The following is a 23,304-nucleotide window of genomic DNA, read 5'->3' as shown; positions in this document are numbered from 1 at the left end:
GGCGGATCACGGGCGCAGGTCGAGCATGGGTTCGGCGTACCGGGTCGCGCCACAGGCCGTCAGGAACACCGGGGACTCCGCCTCGGGCAGGCGCAGCAGGTCGGCGAGCCGGTGTTCGTCGAAGGACCGCGCCGGACGGGCGAACAGGCCGTGCGCCGCCGCGCCCAGGGTCAGTCCGTGCGAGACCCAGCCGCACCAGACCTGGAGCAGACCCCAAGCGGCCGGCCCGAGATCCTCGACCAGCGTCCGCAGGTCGGCCGAGAAGATCCACAGTGCGGTGGCGTGCCGGACGCCGCAGTCGTTGGCCGGGGTGAGCGGGTAGCCGAAGAGCGCCTCCATCCGGCGCGGCAGCTCCGGGTCGGCCTCCGCCAGCCGCAGCCCGCCGTCGGTGAACCCGTACCGGCCGGTGGGCAGACCGGCCAGCCGCTGGGGCACCACGGTGAGCCTGACCCGGGCAGCCACCTCGCGCAGCGCGACGGGCGCCGGGGCCGCCGCCCAGGCCAGCAGGTCCCGCAGGCAGTCCTCGCCGCGAGTGACCGGCCGGGCGGAGAACCCGCTCAGCGGTCGTGGCACGCGGCCCGCCGACCTGTTCCACCACACCCGGGCCCAGTCCTGGTCCGCCTTCTGCGATCCGGGCCGGGGCAGCTCCGGGAGCGCGCGACCGGGGCCGGTGGGGGTCGCGGGGCCGGTCAGCCGGGGGGCCACGGCGGCGGCGGTCTCGGCGAGGCTGGGATGGCCGGTCTCCACTTCGAGCAGGGCGTCCAGCTCGGCGTCGAGTGCCCCGCCGCCGACCGGCTCCAGCGGTCCGGGCGACGGCAGTTCGCCCACCTCGTGCAGCGTGACCACCACGGGTGCCGACCAGCTCCCCGGACCGGTCGCGGCCACCAGCCGGGCGGCCCGGACCACCTCGGGTCCCGACATCCGGACCGAGGCCCGCAGGCCGAACAGCTCGGCCGTCGCCAGCAGGCTGCGCAGGTTGATACCGACTTCCAGGTCCGCCAGGGCGCAGCGCAGCACACCGTAGGGCGTCGGCAGATCGGTGTGGCGGCCGGCCAGCACGATGTTCAGGTCGTTCCGGGCAGGACGCGGAGCCGGGGCGTCGGCCGGGTCGAGGTCGACCACGGCGTGCCGGTACGGGTCGAGATACCCGGCCGGGCCCTCGGCCGGCACCGTGAAGACGTGCACCGGAAACTTGCTGCGGACGGAGGCCGTCACGCGGTGGTCGTTGGCGGGATTCGACGGCTCCCGGCGCAGTGGCCCGAAGGCCGCTGCCAGCACGGCACCCACCCGTCGGCCGCCGCCCTCGTCGGCGGCACCTACCCGGCCGGCCGGGTACGGGGTGGCGGCCAGCAGGTCGTGCGCACCGAGGGGCAGCGGACGGCCCCGGTCGCCGCGGGCGGACCGCGGCGGGAGACAGGCGGTGGTCGGCACCCGCTCGTCCACGTTGATCGGATCGTGCAGCAGACCGCGCAGCGGCCCCTGACGCAGCGCGAAGCGGAGCACGTCGGCCGTGCCGGTCACGATTCCTCCGGGGCTCGGGTGGGGGCGGTGGGTGGGGCGGCCAGCCAGATCAGGCCGCAGGGAAGCGGTACGGGGCCGAGCACCGGGTCGGTGGTGAGCCTGCGGGCGTGGACCGCGCGGCCGCGCAGCACCTCCGGGGAGCGGAGCGCGGCCTCGAGGGCGGTGAGCTCCGTCGGGCCGGCCCACTCCAGGGCCCGGGTGCCGACGGTGGCGGCCGCGAACGCGGCCCTGTCCTGCTGGAGTCCGGCCAGGGCACGGGCCAGCGCTGCCTGCGCGGCGGCCTGGGCGGACGGTCCCCACTGGCGGGCGAGGCGTTCACCGGTGTCCGCGTGGGTGACGGCGACCAGGGTCCAGTCGGTGCCCGGGAGGGTGCGGCGGCTGAGCCGGGCGGGGCGGTCGAAGTAGTGGGTGAGGGCCCGGACGAGTGACCGGGCCAGCGGCGTGGCCAGTTCGGACCCCGGCAGCGGCGGGCCGTCGTCGGTCTCCTCCGCGGACAGGACCCGGAGCAGGCCGTCGAGCAGCCAACGCCGGGACGTCGTACCGGCGGCGGCCGTGCCCGGGTGGGCGGGATCCGGCCTCGCGTCCTCGGCCGTCGCCCGGAGCAGCCGGAGCAGCGCGTCCCGCCGGGCGTCCTCGGGCTCCGTCCCCCAGCCGAGCAGCACCGGCTGTCCCGGCAGCACGATCGCTTCCAACGCAGCCAAGCGGAAGGGCAGTTGGGGCAGGTCGAGGTCGTCCCGCCACTGTCCGAGCCCGGACCACCGTGTGGTGAGCGGCTCGTCCGGAGCGCTGTCCGCCGGGGAGAGCGTGTCGTCGGCGTCCGCCGGTGCCTGGTGGGTGACGGGCGACCAACGGGGTCCGGCCGGGCGGACGGTGAACGGGTGGCGGGTGGTCCGGAGGGTGCGGCCGTGGATGAGGTGGAGGTCAGGGGTGTCGAGGGCGGTCGCGCCGAGGTGGTCGAGGATGCCGCGGGCGGCGAGGGAGCCCGCGAGGGTGGCGGCGTGCAGCGTGGGGGCGCGTCCGGCGGGGTGGCCGCGGGACCAGGCGGCGGCGCGTTCGGCCGCGGCCCGGAAGGCGCGGGCCTGCGGCACGCCACGCAGCACCGGGCCGACGATCTGGTGACCGTCCCCGGCCGGGACCGGGATGTACGGGGTGCCGGCCGGGAGGAGGGCGGCGAGCTCGGGCAGCTCCACGGGTGCGGTGACGGCGAGGACGGCCGCCGCGGTGCGGGGGCCCGGCCGGTCGGTGACCGTGCCGACGCCCAGGTTCAGCAGCCCGCGGGTGGCGCTCCTGGCAGCGGGACCTTCGCCCAGGACGGCCACCTCGGCCGCGCGCAGGACGGCGAAGGCGGCGTACGGCTCGGCGCAGTGCTCCTCGTAATGCGCCAGGGCGTCCCCGTACCGTTCGGCGGTCGCGCGGTCGGGAACGGGCCCGCCGGCCCGGTCGAGGTCGAACAGCACGCCCTGGTCGAGCAGCGCCACCAGGACCTGTCGCAGGGCGACCCGCTCGGTCGGCTCGACGACCGAGCCGAGCAGGTCCGCCGCGTCGGCGCCGTCGGTGAGTTCGCCGAGCCGGTCGTCGAGGAGCCGCTGGAGGGGCGGCGGGACGGCCAGCACGAAGTTGTGGTCGGCCCGCGCGCAGTAGAGGCCGCGCGCCACCGGTACGAAGTGCGCGCCGGGGCGCAGCTTCACCCTCACGGCCTGGCCCCGTCGTGGAAGCGCCCGCCGGGCGCGCGGTCGTACTCAAGAACCCATTCCAGGGCGTGCGCGCCGTCCTGCACGCCGACCGGAACCTCCTCCAGGCAGCCGCCCGCGGGGAGTTCCCGGACGGTCTCGGCCAGCAGCGCGCTGCCGAGGTCGACGTAGCGGGTGCGGCCGGGTGCCGTCGGCAGCGGGCCGAGGAGGCCGTCGGGGTCGGTGTCGGCCGGGCGGGGTTCGACCAGCAGCAGTTCCTCGGGGACGTCGTGGGCGGCCCGCCAGTCGGCGAGCGCGCAGAGCAGTCCGGGCCCGGTGGCGGTGGGCAGGTCCTCCCCCGGGTACCAGCGGCGGCCCTGGAGGACCACCCGGCCCGCCGTCAGCCTGGGCGACGAGACCGTGCCGGTGGTGCGGTGCGGATCGGCGGCGGCCTCACCGGGCGGGTCGAGCCGGAGGCGGCCGGTGCCGTGCAGCCAGAGGGCGATCCGCATCGGCGGCGCGAGCCGGCCTGGTGTGGCCAGGGCCGGGGAGTGCACGGCGACCGGCGCGCCGTCCGGGTCGAGCAGCTCCAGGGTGTCGGTGCCGGGGTCGTGGGCCAGGGTGAGGCCGAGCCAGCCGACCGGGTCGATCCGGCCGGGGAGGAGCGGTGGGCGGTGGTTGACGTCGAGGCCGTGCAGTCCGCGGTCCTCCAGCAGGGCGGCGGGGCCCGCGGCGCGGTTCAGCCGCTCGGCGAATCTGGTGCGGGCCTCGCCGCCGAACTCGCGATCGGTGCCGATGTACCGCAGTGCGGAACTCCCGCCGCCGGGGTGGTACCCCCGGACCGCGAGCCGGTCACCGATCGGCCGCACCAGCACTCCGTACGAGGCGTGGGGACGACGGAAGCGCTCGGGAAGTCCGTCGGCGAGGGCGGCCAGCTCCGCCGGGTCGATCCTGACCTCGGTGGGCCCGGTCGTGATCCGCTCGCCGAGCAGCGCCCGGGCGGCGGCGCGCAGCCGCAGCAGTTCGGTGAGGGAGCCGTCGGTGGGGCCGAAGTCCGCACTGGTGACGGGGGTCAGCAACCGGGCCCGGCGGGCGACCACGGCGACCAGGTCGGCGGCGCAGTCGGCCAGCCTGACCCGGCCCCCGGGGCCGAACCGCTCGGTGAAGGCCGCGACCAGCAGCGCCCGGGCGTCGTGCACCCGGTCGGACAGGGCGGCGAACTCCAGCACCCGGGCCAGGTCGTCCAGGGCCTCCCGGTGCGGCGACGCGGCGATCCCGACCGGCGGCAGCACGTACTCCTCGGTGACCCGTAGTCCGATCGGGTGCGAGAGCAGGGCGTTGAGAGCCCGCTGGTCCTCGGCCAGCCCGACCAGGGCGTCGGCCGGTGGCCGCTGCTGGTGACTCGCGGTGGCGTCCAGTCGCTCCTGGACATCGACAAGCAGCTTGGCCGCTCCGGGGTGACGGTCGGTCAGGAGTTTGGCGGCGGCTGCCGCAGGGCGTTCGTCCTGACCGTCGAACTCTGCCGCGCCGACCAGGAGTTGGAGCTCGACCGCCTCGGCCGCGAGGGCAGCCGCGGCCTCCGGTCCCAGCGCGAGCCCGGCGGCCAGCTCCCGGACCAGCACCTCGGCGGGCAGCGGACCGAGCTCGACCAGGCCGAGCAGGGCCCGGACCTTCCCGGTCGTCGCGGTGGCGACCAGCCGGAGCTGTTCGCCGTCGCGGCGGTAGAACTGGACCTGGGAGTGCCGGTGCCGCAGGGTCCAGTTGGCCCGCAGCAGCGGCGGGAGCGACCCGGCCGCCGGACCCGGGCCGGCCAGCAGGGCGTCGACCGCCATCACCAGCTGCGGCCGGTCCAGCGCGAGGACGGAGCGACCGCGGGCCGGGTCGAGGCCGGGTCGGTCCAGCGAGGCGCCGTGCTCGTCCCAGCGGCCCAGGGCGACCGCTGTGTGCGCCGTCGGCGGCCCGAGCCGGAGCATCGCCCGGGTGAACTGCTCCAGGACGGCGGGCTCCGAAGCCGTGGCGTCCCGCGCGGCGGTCGGCTGCTCCGGCGGGTCGGCGGCGAGGTAGCGGCTCACCGGGCCGCCGGGCCGTCCGGCGGCGAGCGTCGACCGGAAACCGTCCCCGAGCAGCGCCGAACGCAGCGCGGCGCGCTCCTGCCGTAGCGCCTCGCCGTGGGCGGTCGCCACCTCGCGTTCGGCCGCCGCCCGGTCCGGGGCGGCGGCCAGCGCGGTCAGGGCGGCTCGCAGACCGGGCGAGGTGAGGCGGCGGCCGGGGACGCGGCCGAGCAGCAGGACCGGGGTGTCCGCGGGGCCGCCGGCGGCCGGGGCGGTCATACGGTGGCTCCGGCGGGTGCGGCGCTCTCGGTGGCGAGCCGGGGACGGACCTCGTCCGCGAAGAGTTCCACCGAGCGCATGGCGTCGGTCCCGCCGAAGCCGCCGAAGTCCGCCTGCCAGAGGATCCCGTCCAGGCAGACCCGCTCCTGGAAGCGGCCGATCTGGTCGGCGACGTGCTCGGGCGAGCCGACGAACGCCGTCCCGGTGGCCCGCAGGTCCTTCGCGGTCAGCGTACGGACCACGTTGCCCAGACCGGTGTACTGGAGGTAGTCGGTGGAGACGGTCTCGTCCCAGGTGTCCAGGGCGGAGGCCCAGACCTTCAGGTACTCGTTCAGGTGCGGGTCGGCCAGCTCGCGGGCCTTCTGGTCGGTCTCGGCGACCAGCAGCGGCAGGCTGGCCATGACGCTCGGGGTGCCGTCCGGGTGGTGCGCGGCGAACGCCTCGCGGTAGCGGGCGGTGAGCGAGGTGTCGAACTCGCGGCCGGTCGGGGTGATCAGCAGACCGTGGCCGAACCGGCCGATCCGGTCGAAGCTCTCCGGGGTCTGCACCGCGGCGACCCAGAACGGCGGCCGCGGGTTCTGGGTCGGCCGGGGAAGCACGGTGGCGTTCTGGAACGAGAAGTACGGGGTGTCCTCGGTGACCTGCTCCTCGGTCAGCAGCCGGTGCACCGCGTTGACCGTCGCTTCGAAACGCTGCCGGCTGCCGTCCATCGGCACCTGGAAGGTCTGGAACTCGTGCGGCAGGTAGGCACGGGCGAAGCCGACCTCCAGGCGCCCGTCGCTGATCGCGTCGACCATGGCGATGTAGGAGGCGAGTTTCACCGGGTGGTGGAAGACCGGCAGGGTGCAGCCGGTGATCAGCCGGATCTGCCGGGTCTGCGCGGCCACCGCGGCCAGGAAGGTCAGCGGGCTCGGGCAGTAGCCACCGTAGGCGTGCAGGTAGTGCTCGGTCATCTTGACGTAGTCCATCCCGGACTCGTCCGCCAGCCGGCAGAGGTCGAAGACCTCCCGGTAGTAGTCGGCCGGAGACTTGGTCCGCGGTGAGGAGTCGGGGAGGAAGGAGACGCCGAAGCGCATGGTGTTGCTCCTAACTGGGCTTCAGTCGGTGTCGGCCTGGGCGGGCGGGCCGAGCAGCACCGCGGTGTACGCCTCGGGGCGCAGGTGGGCGGCGGCGGCCGCGCGGACCTCGTCGTCGGGGACGGTGCGCAGCCGGTCCGCGATCCGGTCGGCCCAGTCGGCGGGCAGGCCTGCCAGGACCGGCCCGTACAGGCTGTCGGCCAGACCCTTCTGGGTGGAGCGGACGAGCGCCTGGATTCCGAGTGCGTAACCCCGGGCGGCGGCGATCTCCTCGGCGGTCGGCGGTCGGTCGCCGGAGATCGCGGCCAGTTCTGCCAGGGTGCCGTCGACGGCCGCGGTCGCGTGCCGCGGCGCGCTGGCGAACTGGACGGTGCCGAGCGCCGAACCGGTCCGCTGCTCGATCGCGGACTGCCCGGTGTAGATCCGGCCCTCCCGTTCGCGCAGCCGTTGGACCAGGCGCGACGAGAAGTAGCCGCCGAAGACCTGGTCCGCGAGCACCAGCGCGGGGTGGCCCGGATCCGTCCGGACCAGGGAGGGCGCGGCCAGCCGGGCCTCGCTCTGCCGGGACCCGGCGGCCGGGACGGCCTGGGCCGGCTCCCCCTGGTGGGCCGGGGCGGGCAGTGGGGCCATCCCCACCGCCTGGAGCCGGGCCGACCAGCCGCCCAGTGTGATCGCCGACTCCTCGACGACCCGGGTGGGGTGGACGTCTCCGACCAGGATCAGTGCCGAGCCGCGTGGCACCAGTCGGGTCCGGTGCAGTTCGGCCACCTCGTCCCGGTCGACGGCTGCGACCCGGTCCGTGGTGGGGGTCTCCCGGGTGGCCGGGTGATCGCCGAAGCAGCGGCGGAGCAGCGCCGCTCGCGCGGTCCGGGCCGGCACCGACTCGGTGAGCCGGATCCGGTGCAGCAGCCGCTCTCGCTCGGCCTCCAGCGTGGCCGGCTCGTACCCGGCGCCGGTGAGGCGGTCCGCGAGTACGGCCAGCAGCCGGGGCAGGCCCTCGGTCAGTACCTGACCGGTGATCCGGAGTTCCTCGGGCCCGACCACGGCTTTCAGAGTGCCGCCCACGGCGGCGAGTTCGTCGTCGACGGCGGTCCGGCCGCCCCCCGAGCCGCCGGTCAGCAGGGTGCAGGCGAGCAGTTCGGCGGCGGCCGTGTGCCGGGCGGTGGAGCCGCCGAAGGGCACGCCCAGGCGGAGTTGGACCACCGGGGCGGTGGCCCGGCGGGCCGCCACCACGCGCAGTCCGGTGGGCAGGACGGTGTCCACCACCTCCAGCGGTGGCGCGGACCGCGGTGGGGCGAGCGGGGGCAGCGTGGCCCCGATACTGCCGGGGTTCATCGGTCGGCCTTCCGCTCGGGTACCAGCCGGAGCACGGCCGGGTGGCGTTCGGCCAGGTCGGCCGTCACCCGCCGCACGTCCTCGGTGGTGACGGTGGCGAAGCGCCGCGGTGCGTCGAGGACCAGTTCTCCGTCGCCGTGCAGCAGTTCGTAGCCGGCCAGTCGTCGGGCGCGGACCCCGACCGGGTCGGTGTCGGAGTACCAGGCGGTCTGCAACCTCCGCACCGCGCGCAGGAGTTCGTGCTCGGCGGGGCCCTCGGCGGCCAGTTCGGCGAGTACCTCGTCGATGGCCTCCGCCGTGTGCCGGGCGGAGACGCCGGGCGGGCAGACGGCGTTGACAAGGAAGGCGTCCGGGTCCCGGGAGTCGAAGGGGCCACAGAGGCCGGCCATCGCCATCACCTGGGTGGCCAGCCGGCGTTCGCGGATCAGCGAGCGGCGCAGCCGGCTCGACTCGCCGTCGCCGAGGACGGCGGCGGCGACCACGGCCGCCAGGTGGTCGGGCGAGTCCGGCGGCGGCATCCGTCGGCCGACGGCGATCGCGGGGAGGGGAGCGAGACGGTCTTCGCGTTCGACCGTGCGAGGCCCGGCGAGCGGCGGTTCGGCGAGCTCGGGCGGCGCGGCGGCCGCACGGGGCGGGATCGTCCCGAAGTGCCGCTCGGCCAGCTTGACCGCCTCGTCGGGGTCGATGCCGCCGCAGATGGCGAGTACGGCGTTCGCCGGGGCGTAGTGGTGGTCGAAGAAGTCCACGCACTCCTCGACCGTGGCCGCGCCGAGCGACGCGTGATCGCCGTACCCGTCATGGGTGTTGGCGAAGGAGTCGAAGAGCACGCGCGGCAGCCGGAAGGTGGGGAAGCCGCCGTACGGCCGGTTGGTGACCGTGCGGCGGATCTCCTCGGCGATCACCGAGGCCTGGGTGGTGATCGCCTCCGGGGTGATCCGGGGTGCCCGCATCCGGTCGGCCTCCAGGAAGAGGCCGAGCTCCAGGGCCTCGGCCGGCATCGCCTGGAAGTAGCTGGTGTGGTCGCGGTGGGTGGTGCCGTTGAAGACGCCGCCGTTGGCCTGGATGTGCCGGGCGTGCTCCTGGGCCGCGAGGTTGGCGCTGCCCTGGAACATCAGGTGCTCGAAGAGGTGGGCGAAGCCGGACCGGGACTCGGAGCGATAGCCGACCCCGTAGGCGACGGCCAGGCCGACGGCCGGACTGCCCGGGTCCGGGATCACCACCAGCCGCAGACCGTTGGCCAACCGGTGCCGGTGCACCTCGGCGACGGCGGGTGGGGCCGCCGCGGTGGGCACCGTCATGAGCCGCTGCGGATCGTGCGGGCGGCGAACCAGGTGGCGAGTGCCGCCAGGCCGGCCGCGACGGCCACTCCGACCAGGGTGTCGCTACCGCTGAACTCGCCTGCGAACAGGGCGCGTTCGGCTGTCACGATGTGCGAGATCGGGTTGGCTTCGGCCAGTCCGGCGAGCCAGCCGGGCGCCAGTGCCAGCGGCAGCAGTACCCCGGAGAGCAGCATGGTGGGCAGCATCAGGGTGTTGAGCACCTGGCCGTACGCCTCTTCGTTCCTCACCAGCAGCGCGAGCCCGTACGCGAGGCCCGACATCGCCAGGCCGACCACGGTGACCAGGGCGAACGCCGCCAGCACCCCGCCGACCGGCGCCCGCAGTCCGGCGACCAGCGCGCCCAGGGTGAGCAGCCCGGCCTGGAGGGTGAGTACCACGGCGTCCCGGAGCATCCGGCCCAGCAGCAGGCCGAGTTCGCCGGCCGAGGAGATCCTCATCCGGTCCAGCGCACCGGACCGGACCTCCGAGATGATGCCGAAGCCGACGAACACGGCGGAGAAGACGCCCTGTTGGACGAGCAGACCAGGGACGAAGACCCGCCAGGTGTTGCCCCCCTCGAAACCCGGCGCCTGGCCGATCCGGTTCAGCAGTGGGCCGAACAGGACCAGGTAGAGCAACGGCTGCATCAGGCCGAAGATCACCCAGGCGGGCTTGCGGAGGGTGAAGCGCATCGAGCGCTGGAAGATGATCCAGCTCGTCGCGGCGGTGGTCACGTGGTCACCTCGGTGTTCGGCGTCTCGGTGGCCGACAGGATCTGGTCTCCGTCGGAGGGCACGGGCAGGGCCGGGCGGCCCTCCTCGCGCAGGGAACGGCCGGTCAGACGCAGGAAGACGTCGTCCAGGGTGGGGCGCTTGACGGAGACCGACTCCAGGGCGACGTCGGCGAGGTCGAGGGCCCGCAGCAGCTCGGGGAGCAGTCGCTGGGCGTGCGCCACGTGGAACTGCACGCCGTCCGGCGTGGTGTCCAGGTCGCAGCCGGGGACCAGCCGGGCGACCACGGTCGCGGCGTCGCTGATCCGGCTGGTCTCCAGGGTGACCACGTCGCCACCGATCCGGCCCTTCAGCGCCTCGGCGGTGTCGGAGGCGATCACCTGGCCGCCGTCGATCACGACGATCCGGTCGCAGAGCAGGTCGGCCTCTTCCAGGTAGTGCGTGGTGAGGAAGACCGTGGTGCCGTGCTCGCTGCGAAGTCTGCGCAGGTGGTCCCAGAGGTTGGCCCGGCTCTGCGGATCCAGGCCGGCGCTCGGCTCGTCCAGGAAGAGTACGGCGGGGCGGTGCACCAGCCCGAGCGCGACGTCCACCCGGCGGCGCTGGCCGCCGGAGAGCTTGGCGACCGGCCGTCCGCTGAAGCCGTCGAGCTCGAACTGGTCGATCAACTCGGCGGTACGGGCGGTCGACTGATGGGGCGTCATGCCCTGTAGCCGAGCCTGGGTGCGCAGTTCGTCAGCGACCAGGTGCTCGGAGCCGCCGGAGGACTGGCCGACGTAGCCGATCGCCCGCCGCACCGCGGCCCGCTCGCGGACCACGTCATGGCCGGCCACCGAGGCGGTGCCGCCGGTGGGCGTCTGGAGGGTGGTGAGCATACGTACCGTGGTGGTCTTGCCGGCGCCGTTGGGGCCGAGGAAGCCCACCATCTCGCCCTCGGCCACCTCCAGGTCGATGCCCCGGACGGCGTCCACGGTCCCGTTCCGGACGGCTTCGACCGTGCCGAAGCGGGTCCGGTACGAGTAGCTGAGGCCTTGCGCGCTGATCACAGAGTTCCTCCGGTCCTGAATCGAACAGGACGCCGCGGGATGAGATGGGCGGACAACGGCCAAGTCTTGGGCGGCCCGTCGGCGTCGCCGCACCGGCGGTGGCCGGGCACTGCGCCACTCTGGTCAATTCCGCGCCGCGGAGTCCAGCTCCCGGCCGGGGCGGAGATGTCGTCTGACAGCAACGTGCCAAAGGCGGCGAGGTGGATCTGCCGGATTGCCCGGATTCGGCGACGGGGTGACCGAGCCGGCATTTCATGTCTACGGCAAGAAAGGCAGGCGGCGGCACTTTGCTGCCGTTCGAATTCCTTGCCCGGGTCTCCCGGCAGGCAGTTAGCTCATGCCCAGCCACCGGCAGCCCGCCGGTCGATCCGAAAGGAACCCCATGAGCACTGCTGTGGACTTCGCCGCGTTCGACGTCAACGAGCTGGCCGTCCTGGACGCCAACGACGCCGTCGCGCTGCCCGACATGGGCGCCTCGGTCATCATCATCATCGGCTACACCGAGGACGGCGAGGAGATCCTCACCGAGGACACGCTCAACAACGTCGGGAGTGGCTCGCTCAGCACCTCCTCCTCCTGCTGCTGATCTCCCGCGGCTGACCATCCCCGACTTCTCGTAGTCGGGTACCGGCAGAGCCGGTGACACCGTACCGAACGGCCGTCAGCGATCGTGCCGCCGGTTTCACGCCGACCGACCGAATCGTGCATTTCCTGGAGTCGTCATGCGAACTATCGATCCGGGCCTGGCCATACGGGTTTTCGACTATTCGGATAATCCGCGGGAGCTGCTGCGAGAAATCAGCGAGCCCCTGCTGCACCTGAAAAGCTCGCAGCAGCTCCCCGTGGTCCATGTGCGCCGAGGCTGGCTGCACGGCTCACACCTCCTCCTGACCCTCCGCCCTTACGGCGAACGGGCCGTCGACGCCGACGAGTTCGTCGCCACCGCGACCGCACTGGCCGCCGCCCGCGGCGCGAGCGCCCCGGACCAGGAGACCTACCTGCGCCGCGCGCGGGAACTCGCCCGCTGGGAGAACGTCCGGGACGAGTTGCTGCCCCGCCATCCGCAGGGCACCGTGATCGCCGAACCGCACCGGCCGCGCACCGATTCCCCGGCGCTCTCCCAGGCCGTCGACCAGATCATGGGACGCTTCCTCGAACCGGCGCTCGGCTCGCTGGCCGTCCCCGAGGCCGACCTGCTGCCGCACCTCGCCCAGGTCCTCGCGCTGCTCGCCCGCACCCACCCGCGCGGCATCAGCGCCGGCGCGCTGCCGTACCGCTCGCACGCCGAGGGCGTCGCCTCGGTGACCGGGAAGCACGCCGACCTCAGATCCGCCTTCGCCGCACGCTACTTGAGTGACCGTCAGGTCTTCCTCGACGCCCTTCAGGCACCGGTGCAGAGCGACACCCTGCGGTCATGGGAGCGGGCCATGCAGTACGCCTGGGGAGTGGCCGAGGCCCACACCGCCGGCCAGGCCGTCGACGACCGTGTCCTTCAGGGCGCGGCCGGCGGCGGGGACTGGGAGCACCCGCTCGGCACCCCGGTCCGCAGCGAGTTCATCGGCGCGGTCCTGGACGGCGGCATGCTGCGCAAGCCCTCCTACCGTCACATCGCGCACCGGATCGTGCTGAACGTCCTCTACGCCGGCCTGACCTGCTTCGGCATCACCCCGATGCAGCGGTACTACCTCTGCTACGGACTGGGCGAGGGGGCCGACGAGTTGACCGGTGTGTCGTCCATCGAGCGGGTGCGAGCCTTCAGCAGGGAGCTGGCGTGACCACGTCCTGGAACCTGGCCGACACACCCATGTACCGGGTGAATCCCACCCCGGGTGTGCGCCTGGGCGGCGACCGGCTCGGTACCGTCCTGCGGGCCCTGTTCACCGCGCATCGGGACTGCCGGTCGCTGGCCGGCGAGGTCTGCGAGGAGCTCTACGAACTCGCCGGGGTCGCCGTCGGCCGCGAACGCCACCGCCTGCTGCGGCTCAAGCGCGCCGTCTTCAACGACCGTTCCCCGGACGCCGCCGACCTGCGGGACGGCTGGCAGACGCCGCTCCCGCCGGCCGTCACCGCCTGGCTGGCCGCCAGCGAACGCGGCCAGCTCGCCCGTACCGCACTGGAGGCGGGTCTGCCGGGCTTCCTCGCCGAGGAGCGTGAACGGCTCGCCCAGGCGGTCGGCTCCGAGCCCTTCCAGCTGTCGCTGGCCCTCAACTCCCCCCAGGTGCTCGACGCGGCCCAGCGCTACCGCGCCTCGCCGGGGGCGCCGACCGCCCGTCAGCGCAAGTCCGAGCGCGGACTGCTCCAGCACCTCGCGCGCGCCCTGCTGCGGGTCAGTCCGCTGTCCCGGCTCACCGCCGTCGGCTTCGCCGACTGGTCCGAGGACGGCCGCCGCCTCGACGAGGCCGCCTTCGACCGCCGACGCGCCCACTCCGTACTCACCCCCGACCGGGCGCTCTTCTCCAGCCTGGTCAACGGCATCGCGGCCCCGCCCCGCCCGGGTGAACTCCCCGCCGTCGTCCAGCGCAACGCGATGCTCCGGCGGGAGGGCAACCACATCCGCTTCCAGCACGTCACGGACGGCCGACGGCGCACCCTGGCGGCCGAGCTCAACGAGCAGCTGACCACCGTCCTGAAGCTCACCGTCCTCGGCCCGCTGCCGGTCGAGCTGCTGACCGCCGAACTCGCCCGCCGGTTCGCGGTGCCCGAGCCGGATGCCGCCCGGCTGGTCACCGCCGTCGTCGACGCGCAGATCCTGGTGGCCGCCCCGGTCCTCGACGAGCAGGCCGCCGACCCGCTGCCGCCCGCCGAGAAGCTGCTCGCCGAGCACCACCCGGAGGCAGCCGCGACGGTCGCCGCGATCGCCGCCGACCTCGACCTGATGGCCCGGGACTCGGTCGGCGGACGCCGGGCCGCCCTCAACAGGATCCGTACCGCCGAGACCGCGCTCAACGAGCTCAGCACCTGCCCCGCCAAACTCCAGGTCAACGAGGACTACCTGCTGGAACCCGGCGCCGTCTCGCCCGAGGGCTACCGCGCCGCGCTGGTCGACCTCGGCCGGGTGACCGCCTTCCAGAGCCTCTTCGACCGGCATCACGAGATCCGCGCCCTGCTCACCCGGGCCTTCACCGACCGCTTCGGCGTCGGTGCCCGGGTCGACCTGCTCGACCACGCCGACGAACTGGTCACCCTGGTCCGCGGCCGGGAACTCTCGCTCACCCGGGCCGACGCCGAGCAGTGGGGCCCCGCCGACGGTTCGCTGTCCGAGCTGCGCCGCCGGCGCGCCGCCGCCCTCGGCGTCCTCGCCGCCCGGATCCGCGAGGCCGGCGAGGACGCCGAGGTCTCGGTGGACCCCGGCCTGCTCGCCTCGCTCGCGGACGGCCTGCCCGACCGCTTCCGGCTCCCCACCGCGTCGTACGGCCTGCTGGTCCAGCCCGCCGACGGCCGGCTGGTGCTGAACGCCTGCTACACCGGGCACGGCCAGCTGGCCACCCGCTTCCTCGGCGCTCAGGCCGAGCTCGGCAGTGACGTCGCGTCCCGGATCACCCGCCGGATCCAGCACCGGTTCGGCTCCGACGGCGTCCGGCTGGTCGAGGACCGCGGACTGCACCGGGCCAACATCAACCACCGGATGCGGCTGCTGGACGAGACCTTCACTCCGGAGGACTGGCTCGGAGTCACGCTGGCCCACGACCCGGCCACCGACCGGCTCGATCTGCTCGACCGGGACGGGCGGCCGGTCCGGGTGATGTCGCTGGGCATGAAGTGGGTCGAACTCCAGCCCACGCCGCTCACCCTGGCCGTCTGGCTGTACGACACGGGCCGGGTCGCCTTCGACCCGGTCGGGCAGCTGCACACCCAGCGACGCGACCTCGACGGCGGCACCGTCCGCTACCCCCGGCTGGTCGCCGGGGACGTGGTGATGCAGCGCCGCCGCTGGTACCCGGGGGACGACCTCCCGTCCATGACGGCCGGCGAGCCGGAGGACGAGGCCGCCCACCTGATCGCCATGACGCGCTGGCGGGCCGCTCACGACATACCCGAGGAGATCGTCATGAAGACCCCGCTCGGCATGCCGGCCGGCCAGCGGCTGTCCGGCGACGCCGCCGCCGCGGCGCTCACCCGCTACCTCAGGACACGCAGCCGGGAGAAGCCCCAGTACCTGGACCTGGGCAGCGCGCTGATGGTGCGGGTGCTGCCGAAGTTCCTGGAGCGCCGCAGCGCCGGGTTCTTCGAGGAGGCCCTGCCCGGAGTGCGCGGCGGGGTCACGGCCGGCGAGTGGCTGCTGGAGTACGACATGGCGCACGGCCCGGGCTCCGAGCAGCCGCAGGCCGCGTCCGCCGGGGAGGGCGAGTGAGGGTCAAACTGCGCCCCGGTACGCACTTCGCACCCGTCCGGCAGGGCGTGCACGTCGCCCGGGACGGCGAGTCCTTCGTCCTCGCGGGGCCGCCGACGCTGTACACCGTCCTGGACAGCCGGCTGGCGGAACTCAGCGACGGCACCGACGTCGACGCCCTCGTGGCGGCCTTCGGGAGCGAGTCCGCCCGCCCGGTCCTCGACCGGATCCTGCGCACCCTGGTGGACCGGGACGTCCTGCTCGACCTGGACGCGCTGACCACCGCGGCACCCGACGGGGCCACCGCGGCCCGCTACGCCGAGACACTCGCCTACCTGGAAGCCCACAGCCCGGACCCCTACGGGGACTTCGCGCGGCTCCGGGGCGCGCGGGTGCGCGTGCTGGGGAGCGGACCCGCCGCCGAGACGGCGGCGCGGTCGCTGCGGCGCCACGGGGTGGCGGACACGGTCGCCTTGTCCGACGGCTTCGAACCGGTGGATCCGGGCTGGGCGGTGCTGGTCGCGGATCACGAGCACCCGTCCGGCCCGCCCGCGACACTGCCGCCCGGCACCCGGGTGGTCGCCGTGCACGCCGGGGAGCACGTGGCCCTGGTGGCCGAGCTGGACGACGCCACCGGGACGGCCGCCTTCGAAGCGGCCGTCCACCGCGCGGCGGCCTGGGTGGCCGGGGACCCCGAGGCCGGCGCCCCGCGCCCGCTCAGCGCGGTCCTCGCCGGAGCGCTGGCGGCCCGCGCCGTCCTGGCCGGCCTCACCGATCTCGACCGGTCCCCCCGAACGGCCACGGTGATCCACGGCCGGCAGCTCCGGACCACCCGCGTTCCCCTCCCGGACGGCCCTGCCGCGCAGGACGGGCCGGCCGGTGACGGTGTCCCAGCCGCGGCAGGGCCCCCGTCGGCGCCCGCAGGGTCGCCCGGGACGTCCGGGGACGGCGAAGGACTCGGCGTCCCGGTGCTGCCGACGGAGGACGCCGATCCGCCGGGGACCGAGGAGTTGCTGACGGCCTGGACTCCGCTGACGACCCGTTGGACCGGGCTGGTGCGGCGCGGGCGAGACCTGGACCTGGACCAGCTGCCGTTCTGCCTGGAGACCGTCGAACTGCTCACCGGTCCGGCCCCCGCCCGGGCCGCCGGGTGGGGGCCGGACCGCGCTGCCGCCGGCGTCGGCGCGCTGCTGGCCGCGGCGCGCCGGCTGGCCGGGCCCGATGGCGCCGCCGGGACGACCGAGGGACGCTGGCTGCTCGACGGCGTGCTGCGTCAGCTCGGCGCCGAACTCCTGCTCGGCCGTCCGGGCGACCGGCTCGGATGGGACGGACTCGGCAGCACCGAAGGCCGGACGCTGTTCGGCCTCCTGGAGTCCTGGTTCGGCCGCACGGTGGAACTGACGCATCGTCAGTGTCCGGTGTCCGGCTGGTCGTTGGTGACGGTCACGGAGCAGGACGGGACGGTGGCCGCGACCGAATGGGGCGATACCCCGGCCACCGCGACCCGGTCGGCCCTCGCCGCCGCCGTCGCCCGTGCCCAGGCCGACCCCGAGGTGCGCGGGCTGCTCGCCGAACAGCCGGTCGGCACCAGCGTGTTGGAGACCTGCCCGGTGACCGCGGTGCGGCCGGCCCTGAGCCGCCTCGGCACCGAACCGGCCGTCCGGGGCCGTACCGTCCGCGCCCGGCGACTGACCCACGACCCGGTCACCGGACAACTCCCGCTCCACTGCGGGCCGGTGCGGCTCTCATGACCGAGGACACCACGGTGGCGGAAACCCCCGGACAGCCGTCGGCGACCGGGCCCCTGATCGGCCCCGGTGCGCCGGGCTCCTGGGACTGGCGGACCTGGGCCGAGCGACTGGACGGCTGCGTGCTGACCGCCCATGGCGAGCTCGATCTGGACTGGGAACGCCGGGCGATGGCCGCCGCCCGTGCCTCGGGCAAGGATCTGCTGTCCGTCCGGATCGGCGCCACCGAGATCCAGATCGGACCACGCTGGACCCCGGACGGCGCCCTGGCCTGCCCGGGCTGCGCCGCCGCCGCCGACACCTACCGCCGCTGGGACCCCGAGAAGCGCCCCGAGAGCGACCGGCGCGAACGCGAGCGGGCGGGCGCCCACCGGAGCGAACCCGACGCGCGCACCCCCGCCCCCGGTCGGGCGGTCCCCGTGTCGCCGTGGCTGGAGGCGGTGGTCGGTGCGGTGCTCACGGCCCAGGCCGCGCCCGGGCCCGGTGAGCTGGTGGCCGTCTCGCGGACCGGCGTGGTCGCCCGGCACCGGGTGATGCGGACCTTCCGGTGCCGCCTGTGCGGGGGTGGCCCGCCGCTGCTGGCCTCGGCCGCCGACGGGCCGCCGGCGCTGCCACGGCCGGTGCGGCGTCCGACCACGGCCGAGGTACCGACCCGGCAGAGTCCGGCGCCCTTCGGTATGGACCCGGACCGGATGCGGGCCGCGTTCGCGGATCCCCGCTTCGGCCCGGTGGTGCGGATCACCCGCTACGCGTCGGGCAGCTTCCCGGTGAGCGAGGTCGACGTACTGGCGGGGACACCGTCCGGTCTCGGCCGGGGGATGCGGTTCCGCGAGGCCGAGGCCGTCGGCATGTACGAGGCGATGGAGCGCCAGGCCGGCTACCCGCACGCGGCGACCGTCGTCCCCGACGTGCCCCACCGGGAGCTCGGTGCTCTCGCGCTCGACCCGGCGACCCTCGGCGGCTACACCGACCGCCAACTCGCCTCCCCGTCGAGCAAGGTGCGGCGGTACACCGAGGACACCCCGCTGGACTGGGTGTGGGCCCGGCCACTGACCGGCGGCGAACCCCGCCTGGTCCCGGCCGAGATCGGCTTCTACCGGTACGGCTACCGGATCAGGGCGGCGGAGGGGGAGAGCCGGCGCGGCTCCTTCCTGGAATCCTCCAGCGGCTGTGCCCTCGGCGGCGGCTTCGAGGAGGCGGCCTTGCACTCGCTCCTCGAACTCGCCGAGCGGGACGCCTTCCTCCAGGCCTGGCACCTCGCCCGCCCGCTGCCCGCCGTCGATCCGGCCACCGTCCGCGACCGCCAGTCGCGGCTGCTGCTCAGGACGGCCGAGAAGCACGGCTACGACGTCCACCTGCTGGTCGCCACCGCCGACATCCCGGTGCCCGCGGTCTGGGCGCTGGCGGTGCGGCGCGACGGGGGTCTGCCGGCCAGCTTCAGCACGGCCGGCTGCCACCCGGATCCCGAGCGGGCGGTGCGCTCGGCGCTGTGGGAGCTGGCCCAGTTGGTGACGGGCGGGCTGAACTGGGATCCGAAGCCGCTGGAGCCGCTGATCGACGACCCCTGGCAGGTGGAGGAGTTGGCGCAGCACTGGCGCCGCTACACGTTCCCCGAACTGCTGCCTCGGGTCGAACGGGTCCTCGGCGGCCCGGTGCTGCCGCTGGCGGACGCCTTCGGTGGCTGGCCGCGGCCGTTGATCCGCGCGGCGCGCGGTGACGTGACCGGCGCGCTGGAATACGTGCTCGACCTCTACCGGGCGGCCGGGCTCGGCACCGTGCTGGCTGTCGAGCAGTCCACCCCCGATCACTCCGCGCTCGGCATGTCGGTGGTCAAGTGCGTGGTGCCCGGCATCCTGCCGATGTGCTTCGGGCAGGCACACCAACGCCTGTCCGGCCTCGACCGGTTGCTCTCGCGGCTCGACGCGGATCCGGCCGACCTGCCCCTCGACCCCCACCCCTTCCCATGACCGCGTCCGCGTCCGCGTCCGCAGCCACCCGACCCGGTGCGCCGACCCTGGCCGACGTCCGCCGCTTCGTCTTCCGGCAGGGCCCCGGCAAGGGGCACCTCGGCGAACAGCACCTGGTGGACGACGGGGCGCCCACCACCAGCGCCCTGCCGCCCCGGTGGGCCCGCTCGTCCACCGGCGTGCCGCTGCCGCTCGGCACCCACGAACTGCTGGCCGCCACCTCGTACCCCGGACCCCGCGAGCCCGGGACCGTCGCGGCGCCGGCCCCGCGCGACCGGCTCGGGCACCTGCTGGCCACCGCCTTCGGCCTCCAGCGCCGCGAGCCCTCGCACCGCTACGCCGACCACCGTTCGGTCGCCTCCGGGCGGGCGAAGTACCCGGTGCACGCCTTCCTCGCCCAGGGGTCGGCGGTCCGCTATCTCGACGTGTACCGGCACGCGCTGGTGGACGTGACGCCGCCCGAGGGAGCGGCCGCGCTGACGGGGGACGGGACATCGGTGCTGCTGGCCGCCCGCTACAGCGACCTGCCCGCCGCCTACGGCCGGATGCGGTACGCCGTCACCGAGGTCGAACTCGGGGTCAATCTGCGGTCGTTGTGCGTGGCCGCGGACCTGCTCGGGGTGGAGGCCCGGCTCGCGCTGGACGGCGGGAGCACCGCCGAGGCCGAGGCCGTGGTCCGCTCGGCCGGTCCCGGCACCTGGTCCGCCCCGCTGGCCGTCCGGCTCGGTGGCCTCGGCCCGGCCGGGCCGAGCACGGTGCTGCCCAGCCCGGCCGGCGGCGGGTCGGACCACCGCGACTCCCTGCTGGAGCCGGACGATCCGTCGGTCCGGGACATGGCCGCCGTCAGTGCCCTGCGTCACGGCCTGCCGCCAGGGCCGCCGCCACCGGCCCGCGGGCTGCCCGAGGACGGCCCGGCCGGCGGCACCGACTGGGCGGAGGTGCTGTGGAACCGCACCTCCGGTCGGATGCCGGACCGGTTGTACGGCTTCGCGCTGCGGCCCTCCGAGGTCTCCGCCGACTGCCTCGCCGATCTGCTGGCGTGGGCCGACCGGCCCCCGCCGGACCGTCTGCTCGCCGAGGTCGCCGACCGGGTCCGACTGAGCGTGGCCCTGCAACGGGTCGGCGGTCTGCCGACCGGCATCCACCGGGTCGAGGGCGGGGAACTGACGCCCGGTCCGGTCCGGCCCAGGATCATGGCCGCGCTCCAGCCCGGATTCGCCCAGCAGCCCTCGCCGAACACCGACTCCGGGATGCGCCACGCGGCGATGGTCTGGGTCCACTCCGTCGACGTCGACGCGCTGCTCGACGACTTCGGTCCGCCGGCCCTCGGCCTGCTCCAGCTCTGCCTGGGCTGGAGCGTGCACGGCCTCTGCCTGGCGGCGGCCGCGCACGGGCTGGTCGCCCGTCCGGCGCGCTCCTTCGTCGAGTACCACGTGCAGCCCCTGCTCGGCCTACGCCGCGAGGAGACCCCGGTGTTCATGACCGTCTGCGGGACGTCCCGCTTCACCGAACCGATGCTGGACCTGCGCACATGAGGACACCCGACGCCCAGGGCCGATGGCGTAGTTGGCACCTGCACGCGGGCTCGCTGCGACCCGCAGCGCTGGAGAACCTGCTGCTCCGAGCCGTGGTTCCGGTGGTCGAGGAGCACGTGGCCGGTCAGGGGCCGGGCGACCCGCCCCGGCCCTGGTTCTTCCTCCGCTACTGGCAGGGCGGTCCGCATCTGCGACTGCGGATCGCCGACCTGGGCGATCCGGCGGCCACCCGGATCACCGCGGAGCTGACCGCCCGGACGGACGCCGTCACCGCCGAGCTGCCGCCCGAGGACCGGATCACCGCCGCCTCGTACCGGCAGGCCGCACGGCCGCTCGCCGACCTCGGCGAAGGCGGTCACGCACTCGGCCTCGGCGAGTTGCTGCCGCCGGGTGTCCACCCGGCGGTGTACGAGCCGGAGATCCGGCGCTACGGCGGGCCCGGACAGATGGCGCTCAACGAGGAGTTGTTCCATGCCTCCAGCGTGGTGGCGCTGCGCGCCTGCCGGGCCCGCCCGGGACACGGCCGCAGCGTCGCGGACGGGTTGGAGGCGATGGCCGCGACCCTGTCGGCCTGGCCCGGCGACCAGCAGGCACTGCTGCGCGCGGTGCGCGACGGCTGGGCCGAGTGGTCCGGCGGGCCGGGCCGGGGAGAAGCCGCCGAACGCTTCGCCCGCGGCGTCGCCGAGCAGGCCGACCGGCTGCGAGCGAGCGCGGGGGCGCTGGCCGCCCTGGCCGACGGCGCCCCGTCCCGCTGGAGTGCCTGGACGACCAGGCTCCGGCCGGCCGCCGAACTGTGGACCGAGTCCCACGGCACCCCCGGCGCCGGCCGGATCCTCGGCTCCCAACTCCACATGACCCAGAACCGGCTGGGTGTCGGCGCGGGCCGCGAGGGCATGATGGCCGCGATCCTGCTGGACCTCCTCCAACAGCACGGCGGTGCGTCGTGACGCAACGTCGACCGAGTGGGCGTGCGGTGATCGAACTCGTCGACGTACACAAGCACTTCGGCGAGGTCACGGCGGTCGACGGCCTGAACCTGCGGGTCGAAGCCGGCGAGGTGGTCGCCTTCCTCGGGCCGAACGGCGCAGGCAAGTCCACCACCATCGACCTGCTGCTGGGCCTGGCCAGGCCCGACTCGGGCACCGTCCGGGTCTGCGGCCGCCTCCCCGTGGACGCGGTCCGGCACGGCCTGGTGGCCGCCGCGCTGCAGAGCGGCGGCCTGCTGCGCGACTTCACGGTCGCCGAGACCGTCCGGTACGTCTCCTCCGTGTACCCGAAGGCCAGACCGGTCGACCAGGTGCTGGAAGTGGCCGGGCTGACGTCGATCGCCGGACGACGGGTCGGCAAGTGCTCCGGCGGCGAGCAGCAACGGCTCCGCTTCGCGCTGGCCCTGCTGCCGGAACCGCGGTTGCTGGTTCTCGACGAGCCGACCACCGGCATGGACGTCGAGGCCCGGCAGGACTTCTGGAAGGCGGTCCGCCGCGACGCGGAACGCGGCCGGGCCGTGCTGTTCGCCACCCACTACCTCGACGAGGCCGATGCGCACGCCGACCGGATCGTGGTCGTACGGGAAGGCGTCGTGGTGGCCGACGGCCCGGCAGCGAGGATCAAGAACCTGGCGACCGGCCGCCGGATCCGGGTGCTCTGGCCCGGAGCCGAGCCGGCGACCGTCCAAGCCCTGCCCGGCGTGGACTCCGCGGAGGTGCACGGCGATTCGGTCATGCTGCGCACCCGCGACTCCGACCGGGTCGCCCGCCATCTGCTGAACCACACCGCCGCCCGGGACCTGGAGATCACCGCCACCCTGGAGTCGGCCTTCGTGGCACTGACCGGCCGCGGCTCCTCCCGGTCGCCCGCCGGCACCACCGAGCCCGACCCCGAGGAGCACGGATGACCCCCGCCACAACCGACCCCGAGGCCTCCGCCCGCCCGCCGTACGGCGGATTCAACACCGTGGCCCTGCGACTGGAGGCGCGACGGGTGCTGCGCAACCGGCGCACCCTGGTCTTCGCCCTGGGAATGCCCGCACTGTTCTTCCTCTCCTTCGGCCTGCCGCAGGCCGGCCAGGCCGCGGGAGAGACGGGGGTGCGCCGGCTCACCATGATCAACATGGCGGTCTACGGCTCGATGCTCGCCGCCACCTCCTGCGGCGCCGCCGTCGCGATCGAGCGAAGCCTCGGCTGGACCAGGCAACTGCGCGTCACGCCGCTGCTCCCGCTCGCCCACCTCACGATCAAGGTGCTGACCGCGATGCTGCTCGGACTGCTGTCGGTGGCCGTGGAGTTCACCCTCGGCGCGGCCTCCGGAGTGCGGGCCCCGCTGCGGGTCTGGCTGCTCTCCGGCCTGATCGCCTGGCTCGGCTCCTCGGTCTTCGCCGCCCTCGGCCTCTTCGCGGGATTCGTGCTGCCCTCCGAGAACGTCATGCAGTTCGTCGGCCCCGCACTGGCACTGCTCGCCCTGTGCGGCGGCCTGTTCGTCCCGCTGCCCTTCCTGCCGGAGTCGGTCCGCTCCTTCGCCCCGTTCACCCCCGGCTACGGAGTCGGCCAACTCGCCCGCCTCCCCCTCACCGGCGGCCCGGTCGGCGTGGCACTGGCCAACCTCACGATCTGGGCGACGGTCTTCCTCGCGGGAGCCGCCTGGCTGTACCGTCGCGACCCGGCCCGGTAGCCGACCGGCGGCACGGTCGGACGCGGCCGGGC

General features: G+C 74.8%; 17 protein-coding genes. 9 read left to right on the top strand and 8 right to left on the bottom strand.

Features of this window, described 5'->3' with window-relative positions:
- Positions 1 to 6: 6 nt before the first annotated feature.
- From ACZ6KY_RS24580 to ACZ6KY_RS24545, 8 genes are read right to left on the bottom strand one after another with little or no spacing between them, the layout of a single operon-like run.
- On the bottom strand, positions 7 to 1,521 hold the full coding sequence (locus ACZ6KY_RS24580) for a hypothetical protein (RefSeq protein WP_469312431.1): 1,515 nt from the start codon (positions 1,519 to 1,521) through the stop codon (positions 7 to 9).
- Positions 1,518 to 3,215 (bottom strand): hypothetical protein, encoded by a 1,698-nt coding sequence (locus ACZ6KY_RS24575; RefSeq protein WP_469312430.1) that lies wholly within the window; start codon positions 3,213 to 3,215, stop codon positions 1,518 to 1,520. Before ACZ6KY_RS24575 ends, ACZ6KY_RS24580 begins: the two co-directional genes overlap by 4 nt.
- A complete protein-coding gene (locus tag ACZ6KY_RS24570) occupies positions 3,212 to 5,521 on the bottom strand; it encodes a hypothetical protein (protein ID WP_469312429.1) in 2,310 nt (769 codons plus the stop codon). The genes ACZ6KY_RS24575 and ACZ6KY_RS24570 overlap by 4 nt, the downstream gene beginning before the upstream one ends.
- Positions 5,518 to 6,597 (bottom strand): LLM class flavin-dependent oxidoreductase, encoded by a 1,080-nt coding sequence (locus ACZ6KY_RS24565; protein ID WP_469312428.1) that lies wholly within the window; start codon positions 6,595 to 6,597, stop codon positions 5,518 to 5,520. The genes ACZ6KY_RS24570 and ACZ6KY_RS24565 overlap by 4 nt, the downstream gene beginning before the upstream one ends.
- Positions 6,598 to 6,618: 21 nt before the next feature.
- Positions 6,619 to 7,932 carry a M16 family metallopeptidase gene (locus ACZ6KY_RS24560; protein ID WP_469312427.1) on the bottom strand — a complete coding sequence of 438 codons (1,314 nt, stop codon included), beginning with the start codon at positions 7,930 to 7,932 and terminating at the stop codon, positions 6,619 to 6,621.
- Complete coding sequence (locus ACZ6KY_RS24555; protein ID WP_469312426.1) at positions 7,929 to 9,230, bottom strand: M16 family metallopeptidase; 1,302 nt, start codon at positions 9,228 to 9,230, stop codon at positions 7,929 to 7,931. The genes ACZ6KY_RS24560 and ACZ6KY_RS24555 overlap by 4 nt, the downstream gene beginning before the upstream one ends.
- Positions 9,227 to 9,985 (bottom strand): ABC transporter permease, encoded by a 759-nt coding sequence (locus ACZ6KY_RS24550; protein ID WP_469312425.1) that lies wholly within the window; start codon positions 9,983 to 9,985, stop codon positions 9,227 to 9,229. Before ACZ6KY_RS24550 ends, ACZ6KY_RS24555 begins: the two co-directional genes overlap by 4 nt.
- Positions 9,982 to 11,025 carry an ATP-binding cassette domain-containing protein gene (locus tag ACZ6KY_RS24545; protein ID WP_469312424.1) on the bottom strand — a complete coding sequence of 348 codons (1,044 nt, stop codon included), beginning with the start codon at positions 11,023 to 11,025 and terminating at the stop codon, positions 9,982 to 9,984. Before ACZ6KY_RS24545 ends, ACZ6KY_RS24550 begins: the two co-directional genes overlap by 4 nt.
- A gap of 382 nt (positions 11,026 to 11,407) precedes the next feature.
- On the opposite strand from ACZ6KY_RS24545, the gene ACZ6KY_RS24540 reads away from it, so the two are divergent.
- The 9 genes from ACZ6KY_RS24540 (at position 11,408) to ACZ6KY_RS24500 (ending at position 23,272) form a co-directional block, all read left to right on the top strand.
- Entirely contained in the window at positions 11,408 to 11,611 is a 204-nt protein-coding gene (locus ACZ6KY_RS24540; protein ID WP_469312423.1) for a thiopeptide-type bacteriocin, read from the top strand.
- Between the two features lie 136 nt (positions 11,612 to 11,747).
- Positions 11,748 to 12,800, top strand: a complete 1,053-nt coding sequence (locus ACZ6KY_RS24535; protein ID WP_469312422.1) for a hypothetical protein — start codon at positions 11,748 to 11,750, stop codon at positions 12,798 to 12,800.
- Complete coding sequence (locus ACZ6KY_RS24530; protein WP_469312421.1) at positions 12,797 to 15,376, top strand: lantibiotic dehydratase; 2,580 nt, start codon at positions 12,797 to 12,799, stop codon at positions 15,374 to 15,376. Before ACZ6KY_RS24535 ends, ACZ6KY_RS24530 begins: the two co-directional genes overlap by 4 nt.
- Complete coding sequence (locus ACZ6KY_RS24525) at positions 15,373 to 17,106, top strand: hypothetical protein (RefSeq protein ID WP_469312420.1); 1,734 nt, start codon at positions 15,373 to 15,375, stop codon at positions 17,104 to 17,106. Before ACZ6KY_RS24530 ends, ACZ6KY_RS24525 begins: the two co-directional genes overlap by 4 nt.
- Positions 17,103 to 19,070 carry a YcaO-like family protein gene (locus tag ACZ6KY_RS24520; RefSeq protein WP_469312419.1) on the top strand — a complete coding sequence of 656 codons (1,968 nt, stop codon included), beginning with the start codon at positions 17,103 to 17,105 and terminating at the stop codon, positions 19,068 to 19,070. Before ACZ6KY_RS24525 ends, ACZ6KY_RS24520 begins: the two co-directional genes overlap by 4 nt.
- Entirely contained in the window at positions 19,067 to 20,605 is a 1,539-nt protein-coding gene (locus ACZ6KY_RS24515) for a hypothetical protein (RefSeq protein WP_469312418.1), read from the top strand. The genes ACZ6KY_RS24520 and ACZ6KY_RS24515 overlap by 4 nt, the downstream gene beginning before the upstream one ends.
- Complete coding sequence (locus ACZ6KY_RS24510) at positions 20,602 to 21,552, top strand: thiopeptide-type bacteriocin biosynthesis protein (RefSeq protein ID WP_469312417.1); 951 nt, start codon at positions 20,602 to 20,604, stop codon at positions 21,550 to 21,552. The genes ACZ6KY_RS24515 and ACZ6KY_RS24510 overlap by 4 nt, the downstream gene beginning before the upstream one ends.
- Positions 21,549 to 22,499, top strand: coding sequence for an ABC transporter ATP-binding protein (locus tag ACZ6KY_RS24505; RefSeq protein ID WP_469312416.1), 951 nt, complete (start codon positions 21,549 to 21,551; stop codon positions 22,497 to 22,499). Before ACZ6KY_RS24510 ends, ACZ6KY_RS24505 begins: the two co-directional genes overlap by 4 nt.
- Complete coding sequence (locus tag ACZ6KY_RS24500; RefSeq protein WP_469312415.1) at positions 22,496 to 23,272, top strand: ABC transporter permease; 777 nt, start codon at positions 22,496 to 22,498, stop codon at positions 23,270 to 23,272. Before ACZ6KY_RS24505 ends, ACZ6KY_RS24500 begins: the two co-directional genes overlap by 4 nt.
- Positions 23,273 to 23,304 lie beyond the last annotated feature (32 nt).

The sequence above is a fragment of the Streptomyces sp. NPDC042002 genome (assembly GCF_055588305.1).
The sequence above is the reverse complement of the archived record's forward strand: the minus strand, read 5'-3'. Positions and strand labels throughout refer to the sequence as shown.

Bases quoted from the DNA above. Each gene is read 5' to 3' on its own strand.
- ACZ6KY_RS24570 (WP_469312429.1), bottom strand. From the start codon at position 5,521: ATGACCGCCCCGGCCGCCGGCGGCCCCGCGGACACCCCGGTCCTGCTG.
- ACZ6KY_RS24565 (WP_469312428.1), bottom strand. From the start codon at position 6,597: ATGCGCTTCGGCGTCTCCTTCCTCCCCGACTCCTCACCGCGGACCAAG.
- ACZ6KY_RS24560 (WP_469312427.1), bottom strand. From the start codon at position 7,932: ATGAACCCCGGCAGTATCGGGGCCACGCTGCCCCCGCTCGCCCCACCG.
- ACZ6KY_RS24555 (WP_469312426.1), bottom strand. From the start codon at position 9,230: ATGACGGTGCCCACCGCGGCGGCCCCACCCGCCGTCGCCGAGGTGCAC.
- ACZ6KY_RS24540 (WP_469312423.1), top strand. From the start codon at position 11,408: ATGAGCACTGCTGTGGACTTCGCCGCGTTCGACGTCAACGAGCTGGCC.
- ACZ6KY_RS24535 (WP_469312422.1), top strand. From the start codon at position 11,748: ATGCGAACTATCGATCCGGGCCTGGCCATACGGGTTTTCGACTATTCG.
- ACZ6KY_RS24520 (WP_469312419.1), top strand. From the start codon at position 17,103: ATGACCGAGGACACCACGGTGGCGGAAACCCCCGGACAGCCGTCGGCG.
- ACZ6KY_RS24515 (WP_469312418.1), top strand. From the start codon at position 19,067: ATGACCGCGTCCGCGTCCGCGTCCGCAGCCACCCGACCCGGTGCGCCG.
- ACZ6KY_RS24510 (WP_469312417.1), top strand. From the start codon at position 20,602: ATGAGGACACCCGACGCCCAGGGCCGATGGCGTAGTTGGCACCTGCAC.
- ACZ6KY_RS24500 (WP_469312415.1), top strand. From the start codon at position 22,496: ATGACCCCCGCCACAACCGACCCCGAGGCCTCCGCCCGCCCGCCGTAC.